A 14921-nucleotide genomic window follows, 5' to 3' on the forward strand; every position below is an offset into this window, starting at 1 on the left:
CATGACCGCTTCCAGCCCGGCCCTGACCAAGGCCCGACGGACGATCTTCGACTATCGCGCGATCTGGCGCTGGCACTTCTATGCCGGGCTGTTCTGCGCGCCGTTCATTGTCATCCTGGCGATCACCGGCTCGATCTATCTGTTCAAGCCCCAGGTCGAGGCCTGGCTGGATCGGCCCTATGACCACCTGTCGCTGACGGGCACGCCCGTCAGCGCTCAGGCCCAGGTCGATGCGGCCCTCAAGGCGGTGCCGGGCTCAGGCCTGCGCACCTACGAGGTGCGGGGGCAAGCCGATGACGCCGCCCGGGTCGTGGTGGGCAAGAAGGGCGAGAACATCCTCGTCTACGTCCACCCCGAGACGCTGCAGATCCTGAAGGTGATCAACGAGAGCGATCGCCTGATGGACATCGACAAGACCATCCATGGTGAACTCCTGATGGGCGATAATGGCTCGATCCTGGTCGAGCTGGCCGCCTGCTGGGCCATCGTCATGGTGGTCACCGGCCTCTATCTCTGGTGGCCGCGTCAGGCCCAGGGCCTTGGCGGGGTGCTGTATCCGCGCCTGGGGCGCGGCTCCAAGCTCTTCTGGCGTGACATCCACGCGGTGACCGGCATGTGGATTTCCAGCCTGGTGTTGTTCCTGCTGCTGACGGGCCTGCCCTGGGCCAAGGTCTGGGGCGACAGCTTCAAGGAGGTCCGCAAGCTGACCGGCACGGCCGTGGCCAAGCAGGACTGGTCCAACGGACGCACGGGTGAAAAGGCCGAGCGCAAGGCGTTGGATGCGCCCGCCGCCTCGGAACACGAGGGGCACATGGCTGGCATGGACATGGCCGGTATGGATATGTCGAGCATGCACATGTCTGCGATGTCGATGGAGGCGACTCCAGCTCTCGATCGCATGGTCGCGACAGTTCAGGCCATGGACCTGCCGCCCCCCGTGTTGATCGCGCCGCCGTCCAGCAAGAAAGGCCGCAACGCCTCGCCCGACTGGACCGCTCGGTCGGACACGCCCAACCGGCCCCAACGGGTAACGCTGACGCTCGATCCCGGCGCCGCAGAGGTGATCCGCACTGAGACTTTCGCCAGTCGTCATCCGATCGACAAGGCAATCGGCTATGGCATCGCCGCTCATGAAGGCCAGTTGTTTGGATGGGTGAACCAGCTTCTGGGCGTTCTGGCGGCCCTGGGCCTCATCACCCTCAGCATCAGCGGCCTCGTCATATGGTGGCGTCGACGACCCGACGGTCAGCTGGGCGCGCCGCCGGCCTTACCAGAAGGCCGCATCGCCATGGGTGTCGGCATTCTGATTGTCGTGTTCGGCATCCTGCTGCCCGTGCTGGGCCTATCGATGATTGCCATTGCCCTGATCGAGCATCTTGCTCTGCGTCACATCCCTGGCGTGCGCCAATGGCTGGGCCTGCGCCAAATCAATTTGAAGCCTGATCAACCATGAGGTTTTCCATGAAGAACGCTGCTTTGCTCGTGACCGCCGCCTGCGTGGTCGCCACCTCGGCCCTTGCTGCCGCCTCGCCCCCGCGTATCGAAGCGGGCTGGGTCCGCGCCACGCCACCTGGAGCGCAGGCGGGCGCCGCCTATTTCAACCTGACCAATACCGGCAAGTCGCCAGATCGTCTGCTGGGCGGCTCGGCCCCGGGGGTCAAGCGCGTCGAGGTTCACGAGATGTCCGTAACCGGCGGCGTCATGCGTATGCGTCCGTTGAAGGACGGCCTGGCGCTCCCGGCCGGCGGGACGGTCGCCCTGAAACCGGGTGGCTACCACATCATGCTTGTCGGCCTGGATGGCCCGCTGAAGGCAGGCAGCGCCTTGCCGCTGACCCTGCGCTTCGAGAAGGCGGGCCAGGTCACTGTGACCCTGCCAATCAAGGCGCCGCCACCCGCTGGTGCGCACTAATGCGACGCAGGACCATCGTATTGGGCGGCCTCGCGGCCGCGCTCGGCGCGGCGACGGGCGGCCTGCTGTATGTAGGGCACCGCAAGGGCAAGCCCCTCTTCAGGATCGGTGGTCCTTTCGCCCTGACAGACGTGAACGGCAAGGCCGTCACCGATCGGGACCTTCTGGGCAAGCCAACCCTGATCTATTTCGGCTTTACCTATTGTCCGGAGATATGCCCGACGACGCTGACCGAAATTGGCCAGTGGCTGGAAAAGCTGGGTCCCACGGCTGACGGCTTGAACGTCATTTTCATCACGGTCGATCCCGAGCGCGATACGCCCCCCCAACTCAAGCAATACCTGTCGAACTTTGATCCGCGCATACGGGGGCTGACAGGGTCGCCCGAGGCGATCGCCGCCACGGCCAAGGCCTATCGCATCTACTACAGCAAGGTCCCGCTGGAGGGCGGCGAATACACGGTCGATCACTCCACGGCCGTCTATCTGTTCGATAGGCGCGGCGAGTTCGTGGCGCCCATCGGCTATGGCAGTTCGCCGGCTCAGGCCCTGAGCCAATTGAAAGCCGTGCTGGGCTAGATCGGCATTAGCCTGTATCCGACGCCGTGGGTAGGTTCTGAACGTCCGGAACCTGGAGCGATCCCAATGTCAGCCAATGGCGCATCCGTCGCCTTTTAGTCTGCTCAGCGTGAAGTTCGCATTCCTACCCCACGCAGCCCCTCCCACAGAGCGCCTGCACGCCCCTCAGTTCAAGTCCGTCTTCTTCGGCGGCGGCGGCGGCAGGGGCGCGACCTTGATGCCGTCCTCGATCAGGGCCTTGGCCTCGGCCGGTGTGGCCTGGCCGTAGATGCCGCGCTCCTCGGACTTGCCCTCATGGATGTCGCGGGCCTCCTTGGCGAAGGCGTCGCCGACATTGTCGAAGTTGTCCTCGACGTGCCGGCGGACCTCGCCCATGGCCGTCATCATCATTTCGCGCATCTTGGGATCGACAACTGGCGCGGCGCTCTGGGCCTTGGTGCCGGCGATGGCGGGCGACATGATCTGCTTGGAGACGCCCTTTGACCCGCACAGCGGACAGTCGACGAGGCCGCGCGCGCTCTGGTCGTCATAGTCGGACGACGAGCCGAACCAGCCCTCGAACGCATGGGCCTGATCACAATGGAGCGCGTACTTGATCATGATCTGAAGATGGGGATGGTCAGGGACCGGTAAAGGCGCGGGCGTTCTTGAGAGCGGGGATGGCCGCGCGCGCCTTGGGCGCGGCGTCCAGGTCGAGATCGGCCACAAGCACCCCGGGCTCGTCATGGTCAAGCACGCCGATGACCTCACCCCACGGACCGATGGCGAGGGTGCGCCCCCAGGTGCCGCGCCCGTCCTCGTGGAAGCCGCCCTGGGCGGGCGCCAGCACGAACGAGCCGGTCTCGATGGCCCGGGCCCGCAGCAGGATCTCCCAGTGCGCCTGGCCCGTGGGCCGGGTGAAGGCGGCCGGAACGGTCAGGATCGTCGCGCCCTTCAGGGCCAGGGCCCGATGCAGGGCGGGAAAGCGCATGTCGTAGCAGATGGTCAGGCCGAAGACGCCCAGCGGGGTGTCGACCACCACGGCCCGCTCACCGGGCTCATAGGTCGCCGATTCCCGCGCCGTCTCGCCGGTCGGCAGGTCGACGTCGAACATGTGCAGCTTGTCGTAGGTCGCGACGATCGCGCCGGTCGGATCGATCACCGCCTGCCGGTTGGCGGCTTTCCCATCCTCGCGCAGCACCAGGGCCGAGCCGATGTCGATCCAGACGCCCAGCTCGACGGCCAGGTCGCGAAGGCCGCGTACGACGATGTCGTCCTCCAGGCTCAGCAGGGCGGGCAGCAGTCGGGCGCGGTCCTTCTGCAGGACGTTGGTGCCTTCGGGCGTCAGGATGAACCGGGCGCCCTGGGCGGCGGCCTCGCGCACCAGCGGCGCGACATGGGCCAGCGCCGCCGCGTGGGTGGCGGGGGTCCGCGTCTGGATCAGGCCGACCCTCAAGGCGCCCCTGGAGCTCATGCGGCGAGGATCGCGTCCAGCTTGCCCTCGCGGTCCAGGGCCATCATGTCGTCGCAGCCGCCGATGTGCTGCTGGCCCACGAAGATCTGCGGGAAGGTGGTGCGACCCGAGCGGTCCATCATTTCCTGGCGCAGCTTGGGGTCCATGCCGGCTTCGATTTCCGTGAAGTCGGCGCCCTTTTCACCCAGGACCTTGAGGGCGCGGGCGCAGTAGCCGCAGAACGGGCGGGTGTAGATGGTGACTTTGGCCATGGGATAACGAGTCTCTCCTTGTCGTCCTCATATAGGACGCGCTTGCATTTCTGTAACGCGCGCCACGACCGCCAGGGTCACTTCGGCCGCGCCCGCCGCCTTCAGAGCCCGCGCGCAGCCCTCGGCCGTGGCGCCGGTGGTCAGAACATCATCGACCAGCAAGATCCTGCGCCCGATCACCCGATGCCGGCGCGACTCGGGCACGACGAAGGCGGCCGCGACATTGCGGCGGCGACCCGAGGCCGACTTGCCGCCCTGGCTGACCGTATCGCGCTGGCGGACCAGGGCGTCGGCCAGATAGGCCACGCCGCTGGCGCGGGCCAGCGGCCGGGCGATCTCGGCGGCCTGGTTGTAGCGGCGGCGCAGCAGGCGTCCCGGGTGTATCGGCACCGGGGCGATGGCGTCGGCGTTTTCCAGCAACGGCGCAGCGGCGCGCGACAGCCAGCGGGCCATCAGGCCCGACAGGTCGGTGCGGTCGGCGTGCTTGAGTTTCAGGATCAGGTCGCGGGAATGTTCGTCATAGACGCAGGCCGCGCGAGCCCGGCCAAAGGCCCTCGGGCGAGCCTGGCAGGCCGGACAATGCTCGACTGCGCCGCTGTCGAACGGCAGGGCCAGACCGCAGCCGTCGCAGACCGGATCGTCCAGAAAGGTGACGCGGCTCCAGCTTTCGGCGGACAGGCCGCGGGTCTGGGCCGGGCCGCCGTCAAAGGTCCTGGGCGGCAGAAGAAGGTCGAGCAGGCCCCTTCCAAGACCTCTCAGACGCGGCCCCGCTTTCCATATCGGTTCGAAATCGCCATGTTCCGCCCGCATGACCGCCTCGCCCCTCCTCTTCGACCGCGACCTTCTCAAGGTCCGCCTCGACCGCGCCGCGCCTGACTATGCGTCGGCAGACTTCCTCAAGCGCCGGACGGCAGAGGATGTCGTCATGCGGCTGGAGACGATCCTGCGACGCTTTCCGGTCGCCGTCGATCTCGGAGCGCGAAACGGCGCTTTCTCGCAGGCCCTGGCCGCCAGCGACGCCGCGGCCAATATCGACGTGCTGTTCCAGACCGATCTGTCGGCGCGCATGCTGGGGGCTGGTGATGGCCTGAGCGTGGTGGCCGACGAGGAGCGCCTGCCGTTTGGCGACGCGACGCTCGATCTGGCGGTCTCGACCCTGTCCCTGCACTGGACCAATGACCTGGTCGGGGCCCTGATCCAGATCCGCCGGGCGCTGCGGCCCGACGGCCTGTTCATCGGCGCGATCTTCGGCGGGGCCACCCTGACCGAGCTGCGCCAGGCCCTGCTGCAGGCCGAGGACGAGGTCAGCGGCGGCGCCTCGTTCCGCGTCTCGCCCTTCGCCGACGCCATCGACGCGGCGGGTCTGCTGCAGCGGGCCGGCTTCGCCCTGCCGGTGGCCGACGTGGATCGGGTCAAGGTGCGCTACGGCCACCCGATCGAGCTGCTGCGCGATCTTCGCCGCATGGGCGAGACCAGCGTGCTGCTGGACCGCTCGCGCAAGCCGATGGGCCGGCGGGTGCTGGCGCGGGCGATGGAAATCTATGTCGAGCGCTTCGCCGAGGCCGACGGCCGCGTGCCGGCGACGTTCGAGATCGTGGCGGTAACCGGCTGGGCGCCGCACGAAAGCCAGCAAAAGCCCCTGCGGCCCGGCTCGGCCAAGATGCGACTGGCCGACGCCCTGGGCGTCCAGGAACAGTCGGCGGGCGAGAAGCCCGGCTAGCTGCCGTGGGTCGAGGCGATGGCGGTGGAGGTCTTTTCGAAGCTGGTCTTGATGCCGCCGCTCAGCATGGAAACGGCGCTGATGATGGCGATGCACAGGCCGGCGACCAGCAGACCCACCTCGACGGCCGTGGCGCCGCTCTGGTTGCGGCCAAAGCGCTTCAGAGCAGATCGCGCAGCCACGCCACCAGCGGGATGTCCGCCGGGGGCATCGGATAGTCGGCCAGTTTGTCCGGCTTCACCCATGCCAGCGCCTCATGTTCCTTGCGCGTAACCAGGCCTTCCCAGCGGCGCAGCAAGTAGAGTGGCATCAGGAGGTGAAAAGACTCGTAACTGTGCGACGCGAAGACAAAGGGCGCCAGGCAGGATTGAGCGACCGTGATCCCCAGCTCTTCTTGCAGCTCGCGGATCAGGCACTCTTCGGGCGTTTCGCCAGGTTCGACCTTGCCGCCCGGAAACTCCCACAGCCCGGCCAGTTGCTTGCCTTTCGGCCGCTGGCAGATCAGCACGCGGCCATCGACATCGATCATGGCGGCGGCGGCGACGAGGACGGTGGGCTTGCTCATGACGCCGGGTTTGGCGCGACCGACCGGTGATGGCAAGTCATGTGGCATAACGGCCTGCCGAGCCGCGCCCCTTGACTTCGCACCTGCAACAAACGATATGGACCCTGCGCCCTTAGGCGCTATCGGCGCTCCAGTCGCGTGAAGGTCCGTTTTTCGGATCAGCCTGTCGAGCGCCATGAAACGTCCATAAGACCGCCCGGGCCACGCGGGGCGCTCCCCAACCGACCCGTCTCATGGACGAGCCGCGCGAGGACCGCGCGCGCCGTCATGCGGCATTGTCTGAAAGACAGCCAACTTGACTCAATTCACCGACCTTGGCCTGGCCAAGCCGCTCCTCAAGGCCCTGGCCGACAAGGGTTACACCACCCCGACCCCGATTCAGGCCCAGGCCATCCCCACCGTCATGACCGGTCGCGACCTGCTGGGCATCGCCCAGACCGGCACCGGCAAGACCGCCGCCTTCGCCCTGCCGATCCTGCACCGCCTGGCCGAAGACAAGAAGCCGGCCCCGCGCCGCGGCTTCCGCTGCCTGGTCCTGTCGCCGACCCGCGAACTGGCGACCCAGATCGCCGATAGCTTCCGCGATTATGGCAAGCACATGGGCCTGACCGTCGCCACCATCTTCGGCGGCGTGAAGTATGGCCCGCAGATGAAGGCCCTGGCGGCCGGCGTCGACGTGGTCGTGGCCACCCCGGGTCGCCTGATGGACCACCTGGGCGAAAAGTCCGCTCACCTGAACGGCGTCGAGATCTTCGTGCTCGACGAAGCCGACCAGATGCTGGACCTGGGCTTCGTGGTGCCGATCCGCAAGATCGCCTCGCAACTGCCCAAGGAACGCCAGAACCTGTTCTTCTCGGCCACCATGCCCACCGAGATCGGCAAGCTGGCCGGCGAGCTGCTGAAGAACCCGGCCCAGGTCTCGATCACGCCGTCGGCCACCACGGTCGAGCGCATCGACCAGTCGCTGATCTTCATCGAAGCTCAGCGCAAGCGTCCGCTGCTGGCCGAACTGCTGGCCGACAAGGCCGTTGAACGTTCGATCGTCTTCACCCGCACCAAGCGCGGCGCCGACCGGGTGGCCAAGTATCTGGTCGCCAGCGGCATCGAAGCGGCCGCCATCCACGGCGACAAGACGCAAGGCCAGCGCGAACGCGCCCTCGCCGCCTTCAAGGCCGGTGATGTCAAGGCCCTGATCGCCACCGACATCGCCGCGCGCGGCATCGACGTCAATGACGTCAGCCACGTGTTCAACTTCGAACTGCCCAACGTGCCGGAGTCCTACGTCCACCGCATCGGCCGGACCGCCCGCAAGGGCAAGGACGGCATCGCCATCAGCTTCTGCGCCGATGACGAACGCACCCTGCTGCGCGACATCCAGAAGGCCACCCGCCAGACGATCCCGACCTTCGATCGCCGCAACGACAAGAGCCTGGCCGCGGCCGCCGCTGTCGCCGACAAGCTGGCTCCGCCGGAAAAGTATGTCGATCCGCGCCGCGCCGACCCGCGCAATAACGTCCCGGCCGAACTGCGTCGTCAGCGCAACCGTCCGGCCCGCAGCGGCGACGGCGCCGCCAAGGGTCCGGGCCAAGGCCAGAGCCGCAATGGCGGCGGCGGCGGTCGCAGCGGCGCCTCGAACGCCTCGGCCAAGCCGGCCGGCGGCGACTATCGCGGCCCCAAGCGCAGCAGCGCCGCGGCCCCCGCCGAGAAGCGCTGGAACCCGATCGACTGATACCCAAGACGGGTATTGCTCCCCGGGGCGCACCCTGACATGTGACTGAATCGACGGCCGTTTTTCACCCAGAGGGGCGAAAGCGGCCGTTTTTTCGTCCGCAAGGCCACTTGCCGCCCGCAGGGGTTGGCTCCCGGCCAGAGAAGCCTTGAATCAGGCTCCGCGATGGGTTCACCTGCCGCTGGGACCGGTCGCGCACCGGTCGGAGGAAACAGCTGCGATGGCGGAAACACAGCCGCGCGCCGGACCGACGCTGACGAGGATCGCCGGCGGCGAGATGGCTGGACGCGTGCGCGCCTTCGACTGGTCGACCACGCCGATCGGCGCGATGGAAACCTGGTCGCCCAGCCTGCGCCTGGCCGTCGACATGATCCTGGCCACCAACTTTCCCATGGCCCTGCGCTGGGGTCCGCAGTTGTGCCTGATCTATAACGACGCCTATGCCCCGGCCCTGCACGACAAGCACCCGGCCGCCCTGGGCATGCTGTTCAGCCAGCACTCCGAGGCGTTTCAGGCCAGCCTGCGGACGGTGCATGACACGATCCTGGACGGAACCAGCGGCGGCTACGCACTCGAGAAAATGCCCCTGAGCGTCAGGCGCGACGGCGACGCCGTTCCCCGGATCGGCCACTTCACCATCAGCTACAGTCCCGTGCCCGACGCCAGCGCCCCGACCGGCGTCGGCGGGGTGCTGATCACGGCCGTCGAGCTGACCGAAGCCGTCGAGACCGAACGCACCCTGCGCGAAACCGAGCGGCGCTATCGCCTGGCCATCGAGGCGGCCGGCGGAATCGGCGCCTGGGACTGGGACGTCAAGGCCAACAAGGTCTATGCCGACGCCGGTTACGCCGCCCTGCACTCGCTGACGCCGGAGCTGGTCGAGGCCGGCCTGCCGGTGGAGAGCTTCACCCCGGCCGTGCACCCCGATGATCGCGAGCGCATCCGGAAGGTCAGCCTGGCGGCGATAGAAAGGGGCGGCGACTTTTCGGATGAATATCGGCTGGTCATGCCCGACGGCTCGACCCGCTGGGTCTATGCCCGTGGCAGCGCCTATCTCGACGCCGACGGGACCCCTTCGCGCAATACGGGCGTGGTCGTGGACATCACCGAGCGCAAGGCGGCCGAGGCCAACCTGCTGGCGGCGCGGGCCGACCTGGACCTGGCGGTGCATGCCGCCCGTATGGGTCGCTGGGATCACAATCCATCGATCGGCGCGCGGTTCTGGGACAAGCGGGCGCGCGAAATCTTCGGCCTCGGCGACGATGTCGAAAACACCGCCGAGACCTTTGAAAAGCTGATCCATCCGGACGATCTGCCCGCCCTGCGCGCCACGCTCAGAGCCACCCTGGATCCCGCCGGCGACGGCAAGATCAATCTGGAATACCGCATTCGTCGCGCCAGCGACGGCGCGCTGCGCTGGATCGAGACCTTCGGCCGGGCCTATTTCGAGCATGGCCAATGCATCCGCTTCGTGGGCGTGGTTTCCGACGTCACCGAACGCAAGGAAACCGAGGCCCACCTGCTGCTGCAGGAAGAGACCCTGCGCCTGGCCGTCGACGCCGCCGACCTGGGAATCTGGGAACTGGATGTCGCCTCGGGCCTGCTGACCTGGTCGGACCGCTGCTATGCGATGTTCGGCGTGGCGCCGGGAGAGCCGGTCACCGTCGACACCTTCTACGAGTGCCTGCATCCCGATGACCAGGAGCCGACCCGCGCCGCCATCGCCCGCGCCCTGGATCCGCGCCTTCGCGCCGACTACGCCCTCGAGTTTCGCACCGTCGGCCGCGACGATGGCCATGAGCGCTGGATCACCGCCAAGGGCCAGGCCTTCTTCTCGCCCGAAGGCAAGGCGACCCGGCTGCTGGGCGCGACGGTCGACATCACCGACCGCAAGCGGGCCGAACTGCACCTGCGCTTGCTGGTCAACGAGCTGAACCACCGGGTCAAGAACTCGCTGGCCACCATCCAGGCCATAGCGGCCCAGAGCTTCAACGCCTCGCGCCCCCTGGCCGAGGCCCAGGAGGCCTTCACCAGCCGCATCCTCGCCCTGGCCGAGGCCCACGACCTGCTGACCCGCGAGAACTGGGAAGGCGCGGAGCTGCACGACATCGCCGCGCGCCTGGCGACGCTGCATGGCGGTTCGGCGCGGTTCGAGCTGGCCGGCCCCGCGATCCGGCTGTCGCCGCGCACGGCCCTGTCGCTGTCGATGGCCCTGCACGAGCTGGCCACCAATGCGGTGAAGTACGGCGCGCTGTCGGTTCCGGGCGGCCGCGTCAACATCCGCTGGGCTCTGGCCCCGGGTATGGCCGAGCGGCTGGACCTGACCTGGACCGAGAGCGACGGCCCGCCCGTCAGCCCGCCCACCCGGCGCGGTTTCGGCTCGCGCCTGATCGAACGCGGCCTGGCCGCCGAACTGTCGGGCGAAGCCGCGATCCGGTTCGAACCCGCCGGCGTGGTCTGCCACATTCGGGCGCTGCTGGACGCCTAGCCTGCCACCCTCAGCGCCCGGCCGATCTGCTCGTCGGTCCGCCGCATCACCATCAGCACGGTCAGGGCGATGATCACCAGCGGCGCGGCCCAGCCGGCCAGGCCCATCACGGTCAGGGTGGTCGCGCCGGCGATCAGGACGCCGATCAGGATCTCGGCCAGGGTGGCCAGCCACGAGGCCCCGCGCCGACGGCGGAAGTCGGCGCGCTTGCCCGGCTTCTGGTGCCACAGATTGATCAGGCCGCAGGCCCAGGCGGCCAGGCCGGCGCCGACGGCGGTGATCAGGCCGGTCAGGGGCTGGAACGAGGTCAGGGCCGCGATCGGGCCCACCAGCAGCACGGCCACCGGGATCAGGGCCGCCACCAGCTTGGCGCGGCGCAGGGTGGCCATGGAGGTCGGCGACACGGCCAGCAGGTCGGGGGTGTCCTCGGCCGACAGGGTGATCCAGGCCAGGCTGCCGGCCACCTGCCCGGCCATGAAGGCCACGATCCCGGCCCCGCCGGCCAGGGCGACGGCGTCGACCTTGGCGGCCGAGCGGGCCAGCACCAGGGCCAGCGGGATCAGATACAGCACCCGCAAAAGCACCTGCGACAGCAGGGTGGCGTCGCGGCCGATCAGCCGAAGTTCCTTGCGCACCGTCGCCTTGAAGGCCCCGGCCGCGAAGGCTCCGGCGGGTTTGACCCGGCCGCGCGGCCGCTTGGAGGCCGCGCCTTGGGCGGCGGCGGCGGCGTCGGAGAACCGCCGGCCCAAGGCGTTGGTCGCCAGCCAGAACAGGCCGACGCCGACGGCCAGCATCCCCGCCAGCGGCAGGGGCTCGCCGATCATGGCGCGCAGCGGCAGGCTGGCCCAGGGCGGCGGGGTCAGGCGGCCGTCCATCGCCTCGCGGACGATCGTGGCGTAGAGGGTCTCGCTGGCCGCCTCGCCCATCAGGTTGCGGTACTGGCTGGCCAGGAAGAAGGCCGCGCCGACCAGGGCCGCCAGCACCTGGGCCACCGTGCGGGTGCGGCGCGGACCGATCAGGGCAAACAGCGCCATGGCCAGGATCAGCCCCAGCGCCGTGGCGGTCAGGGCCAGGGCGATCAGCACCCCGAACACGCCCAGCCAGCCGGGATGGCCATACAGGATCGACGGCAGCAGGATCGGGGCCGCGAACGCCATGAAGATCGTCGCCACCCCGGCGGCGATGCCCAGCGAGCGCACCAGCAGCACCTTGCGCGGCGCGATCGGCGAGGAGAACAAAAGGTCCAGATCGCCCCGCTCGTACAGCGCCTCGGCCGAGGCGCTGAGGGTCTGGGACAGCATCAGGGTCAGCAGCACCGCGCACAGCAGGTCGGCGATCAGCACGGCCAGCGGATGGATCGGCGCCTCGTGGCCATGCACGGCCAGGGCCAGAAACACGCCGCCAACAGAGGCGAAGGCCAGCAGGATCGCCAGGCCGATCAGGGCGCCGGCCCCCTTGCCCGACTTGCCGCCCTTGCCAGTTTGGCCGGCGCGAAACCCTCGCCAGGCCAGACGCATCTCGTGGGCCAGCAGCCAGGCCGTGCTGGCGGGCTTGAGCAGGCTCACGCGGCGGCGCTTTCGGCGGTCAGCTGCAGGAAGACGTCCTCCAGGGTGGAGCTGCCGCCCGCGCCGCCGGCCTGGGCGCGCAGCTCGTCCAGCCGGCCCTCGGCCAGCAGCCTGCCGCCGGCGATGATGCCGATGCGGTCGGCCATGCGTTCGGCCACTTCCAGAATATGGGTGGTCAGGATCACCGTGGCGCCGGCGTCGACCCGGGCCCGCAGCATGTCTTTCACCAGCCGCGCGGCGGCGGCGTCCAGGCCGGTCAGCGGCTCGTCGAGGATCAGCAGGCGGGGATCATGGATCAGGGCCCCGGCCAGGGCGACCTTCTGCTTCATGCCGCGCGAAAAGCCCTCGCAACGGCGGCGGGCCTCGTCGGCCAGGCCCAGCTGGGCCAGCAGCTGCTCGGCCCGGGTCTTGGCCAGTTTGGGATCGACGTTCCAGAGGCCGGCCACGAACTCCAGATATTCCAGCGGCGTCAGGCGGTCATAGATCATCGCCTCGTCGGGCGCCCAGGCGACCAGGGCCTTGGCCCCGGCCGGATCCTGGCGGGCGTCGACGCCATAGATGCTGATCTGGCCGCTGTCGGGCTGGGTCAGACCCGCCACCATCCGCAGGGTGGTGGTCTTGCCCGCGCCATTGGGACCCAGCAGGGCGTAGAGCTCGCCGGCATGGACCGTCAGGTCCAGATTGGCCACGGCGGGCTTGGCGAAGGTCTTGTTCAGACCCCGCACGATCAAGGCTTCGGTCAAGGCTGGGGTCCCCAAGTCACGGCCGGTATCAGAACGTGATTAGGGGACAGGTGGCAAGCGCCACACGGGCTGAGAACCATTGCTGCCAGATCCTGTCAGCAGGCTCGGGATAGGGTGTCGCAAACAACGGGAGCGACCATGTCCGAGCTTGTCTTCTACACCAACCCCATGTCGCGCGGCCGCATCATCCGCTGGATGCTGGAAGAGATCGGTCAGCCCTATGAGACCAGGGTCCTGCGCTGGGAGGCCGGAGACACAAAGACCGCCGACTATCGCGCCATCAATCCCATGGGCAAGGTGCCGGCCGTCGTCCACGACGGGGTGATCGTTACCGAATGCGCCGCCATCTGCGCCTATCTCGCAGACGCCTTCCCCAAGGCCGGTCTGGCGCCCCCCGCCAGCAGTCCGCTGCGCGGTCCCTATTATCGCTGGCTGTTCTTCGGGGCTGGCCCGATCGAGCAGGCTGTGGCCGCCAAGGCGGTGAACCTGGAGCCAACGGTCGAGCAACGCCGCTCGCTGGGTTTCGGCTGCATCGAGGACGTCCTGGGCGCCGTCGAGGGCGCCGTCAAGGACCGCCCCTATCTCCTGGGAGACGGCTTTACAGCCGCCGACCTCTACCTCGCCTCTCACCTGTCCTGGGGGATGAACTTCGGCACGATCGAAAAGCGCCCGGCGTTCGAGGCCTATGTGGAGCGCCACTTGCAGCGCCCTGCCGCCAAGCGCGCCGACGAGATCGACAACGCCCTGATCCTCGCCGAGGCCGTGCCGACGTCCTGAACCCGGGCCCAGGCGACGTTCAAAGGCGCACCCTCAGAACGTCGTCTTGCACCGCTGCTTGTAGTGCACGCCGCGCAGGAACCCGCGCCGCGCCAGGCCCGCGTCCAGCGCCGCGTCGAGGCGGCGTTCGGCCGGGGCGGCGCCGGTGATCTCGCGGACCAGGCCGCGGAACGGGATGATCGAGTTGATCACCGTCTTGCCGCCGGCCGCGGCCAGCTTGCCGGCGCGGCTTTCCTTGACCTCGTTGCCGACGATGTAGTCGGGACCCAGGGCCTCGTTGAGTTTGCGGACCTCGCCGGCCAGCTGCACGCAGGTCTTCAGGCCCTTGAGCGTGTAGGGATCGGCCAGGGCCTCCTCGAGGATCGGCGGCGTCTCGCGCCGCATCATCCCGACATCGCGGCCGGGCTGTGAGCCGATCTCCAGGACCGACTTGCGAGCGCCGTCCCAGCGACCCGGAGCGACGGCTTCGTCCTTGGCCCCGTCGTCGCCGCGCCCGACCTGCGCCTTGTCCTGGGACTTGTCCTGGGCCTGGGCGACGCCGCCCAGAGTCAGCGTCGCGACGACCGCGAACATCCCATATCGAAAGCCAGATCCACGCATGTCAAATCCTCAAGCGTCCGAAAGACGGAACGCGGGTTAGGAACGGCAAGCTTGGCAACAGGTTCCGCCTAGTTGGGCGGCGAGACCGCTTCCAGTTCGAACGCCGCGTCCAGAGCGTCGTCATTGGGAACTTCGCCTGTCAGGGCGGTGTCGAGGACGTTCTGCAGCGAGCCCCAGACGAAGGCCAGCTGCTCCAGAACGGCCGGCACGCCGTCAGGCTCGAAGCCCGGATAGCAGTCCTCGATCAACCACAGGCCGGTCAGGACGTCGAAGCCGAAGCGGCAGCCGATCAGGCGAAACTGCGCGCGGGCGATGGTCTCGAACAGGGCGGTCAGGTCGCGGGCCTGGTCCAGATCCTGGGGGTCCAGCACCTGGCAGCGGACCTGCAGCCAGTCGTTCTCGGGGAACAGATAGAAGGCCCCGCCGTCCTCGCTGCCGGAGACCTCCAGGCCGTTGTCGATCTCGCTGACTAGGTAGCCGGCTTCTCGGCAGGCCGAAGCGACGGCGTCCAGGTCGATGGGATAGGGCTCGCTGGCCATCG

At 68.4% G+C, this 14921-nt stretch carries 17 protein-coding genes; 7 read left to right on the plus strand and 10 right to left on the minus strand.

The genetic code is table 11. The features are described from left to right. Window position 1: 1 nt before the first annotated feature. The 3 genes from ACW176_RS01040 to ACW176_RS01050 are packed head-to-tail and all read left to right on the plus strand — an operon-like array spanning window position 2 to window position 2489. Window positions 2–1453 (plus strand): PepSY-associated TM helix domain-containing protein, encoded by a 1452-nt coding sequence (locus ACW176_RS01040; protein ID WP_492110554.1) that lies wholly within the window; start codon window positions 2–4, stop codon window positions 1451–1453. An 8-nt stretch (window positions 1454–1461) separates the two neighbouring features. Then, window positions 1462–1911 (plus strand): copper chaperone PCu(A)C, encoded by a 450-nt coding sequence (locus ACW176_RS01045; protein WP_492110555.1) that lies wholly within the window; start codon window positions 1462–1464, stop codon window positions 1909–1911. Further along, window positions 1911–2489, plus strand: a complete 579-nt coding sequence (locus ACW176_RS01050; RefSeq protein ID WP_492110556.1) for an SCO family protein — start codon at window positions 1911–1913, stop codon at window positions 2487–2489. The genes ACW176_RS01045 and ACW176_RS01050 overlap by 1 nt, the downstream gene beginning before the upstream one ends. 165 nt (window positions 2490–2654) lie before the next feature. On the opposite strand, the gene ACW176_RS01055 is transcribed toward ACW176_RS01050, so the two are convergent. From ACW176_RS01055 to ACW176_RS01070, 4 genes are read right to left on the minus strand one after another with little or no spacing between them, the layout of a single operon-like run. After that, window positions 2655–3089, minus strand: a complete 435-nt coding sequence (locus ACW176_RS01055) for a DUF1178 family protein (RefSeq protein ID WP_492110557.1) — start codon at window positions 3087–3089, stop codon at window positions 2655–2657. Between the two features lie 19 nt (window positions 3090–3108). Further along, window positions 3109–3942 carry a carbon-nitrogen hydrolase family protein gene (locus ACW176_RS01060; protein WP_492110558.1) on the minus strand — a complete coding sequence of 278 codons (834 nt, stop codon included), beginning with the start codon at window positions 3940–3942 and terminating at the stop codon, window positions 3109–3111. Next, window positions 3939–4193 (minus strand): glutaredoxin 3, encoded by a 255-nt coding sequence (gene grxC, locus ACW176_RS01065; protein ID WP_419318260.1) that lies wholly within the window; start codon window positions 4191–4193, stop codon window positions 3939–3941. Before grxC ends, ACW176_RS01060 begins: the two co-directional genes overlap by 4 nt. A 27-nt stretch (window positions 4194–4220) precedes the next feature. Further along, on the minus strand, window positions 4221–5003 hold the full coding sequence (locus tag ACW176_RS01070) for a ComF family protein (protein WP_492110559.1): 783 nt from the start codon (window positions 5001–5003) through the stop codon (window positions 4221–4223). Between ACW176_RS01070 and ACW176_RS01075 the strand changes: the two genes are divergently transcribed. Then, entirely contained in the window at window positions 5002–5913 is a 912-nt protein-coding gene (locus ACW176_RS01075; RefSeq protein ID WP_419318264.1) for a methyltransferase domain-containing protein, read from the plus strand. The genes ACW176_RS01070 and ACW176_RS01075 overlap by 2 nt on opposite strands. Here the strand turns inward: ACW176_RS01075 and ACW176_RS01080 are convergent. Both ACW176_RS01080 and mutT read right to left on the minus strand, forming a co-directional pair. Beyond that, the gene (locus ACW176_RS01080) at window positions 5910–6095 is read right to left on the minus strand and encodes a Flp family type IVb pilin (protein WP_419252320.1); all 186 of its coding nucleotides are present in this window, start codon (window positions 6093–6095) and stop codon (window positions 5910–5912) included. The genes ACW176_RS01075 and ACW176_RS01080 overlap by 4 nt on opposite strands. Continuing rightward, entirely contained in the window at window positions 6074–6478 is a 405-nt protein-coding gene (mutT, locus tag ACW176_RS01085) for an 8-oxo-dGTP diphosphatase MutT (protein WP_492058095.1), read from the minus strand. The genes ACW176_RS01080 and mutT overlap by 22 nt, the downstream gene beginning before the upstream one ends. Before the next feature lie 295 nt (window positions 6479–6773). Between mutT and ACW176_RS01090 the strand changes: the two genes are divergently transcribed. Together ACW176_RS01090 and ACW176_RS01095 are read left to right on the plus strand one after the other, a co-directional pair. Next, window positions 6774–8207 carry a DEAD/DEAH box helicase gene (locus tag ACW176_RS01090; protein ID WP_492110560.1) on the plus strand — a complete coding sequence of 478 codons (1434 nt, stop codon included), beginning with the start codon at window positions 6774–6776 and terminating at the stop codon, window positions 8205–8207. Between the two features lie 220 nt (window positions 8208–8427). Next, window positions 8428–10695: a sensor histidine kinase gene (locus ACW176_RS01095; RefSeq protein WP_492110561.1), complete on the plus strand. Its 2268-nt coding sequence runs from the start codon at window positions 8428–8430 to the stop codon at window positions 10693–10695. Here the strand turns inward: ACW176_RS01095 and ACW176_RS01100 are convergent. Together ACW176_RS01100 and ACW176_RS01105 are read right to left on the minus strand one after the other, a co-directional pair. Beyond that, on the minus strand, window positions 10692–12260 hold the full coding sequence (locus tag ACW176_RS01100; RefSeq protein WP_492110562.1) for a hypothetical protein: 1569 nt from the start codon (window positions 12258–12260) through the stop codon (window positions 10692–10694). The genes ACW176_RS01095 and ACW176_RS01100 overlap by 4 nt on opposite strands. Continuing rightward, window positions 12257–13003, minus strand: coding sequence for an ABC transporter ATP-binding protein (locus ACW176_RS01105; RefSeq protein ID WP_492058099.1), 747 nt, complete (start codon window positions 13001–13003; stop codon window positions 12257–12259). The genes ACW176_RS01100 and ACW176_RS01105 overlap by 4 nt, the downstream gene beginning before the upstream one ends. A 138-nt stretch (window positions 13004–13141) precedes the next feature. On the opposite strand from ACW176_RS01105, the gene ACW176_RS01110 reads away from it, so the two are divergent. Continuing rightward, on the plus strand, window positions 13142–13780 hold the full coding sequence (locus ACW176_RS01110) for a glutathione S-transferase family protein (protein WP_492110563.1): 639 nt from the start codon (window positions 13142–13144) through the stop codon (window positions 13778–13780). A 33-nt stretch (window positions 13781–13813) separates the two neighbouring features. On the opposite strand, the gene ACW176_RS01115 is transcribed toward ACW176_RS01110, so the two are convergent. Then, window positions 13814–14353, minus strand: coding sequence for a hypothetical protein (locus tag ACW176_RS01115; RefSeq protein WP_492110564.1), 540 nt, complete (start codon window positions 14351–14353; stop codon window positions 13814–13816). A gap of 95 nt (window positions 14354–14448) precedes the next feature. Beyond that, window positions 14449–14919: a hypothetical protein gene (locus ACW176_RS01120; protein ID WP_492110565.1), complete on the minus strand. Its 471-nt coding sequence runs from the start codon at window positions 14917–14919 to the stop codon at window positions 14449–14451. Between the last annotated feature and the right edge of the window lie 2 nt (window positions 14920–14921).

The organism is Caulobacter sp. FV1ye13L (assembly GCF_058681155.1).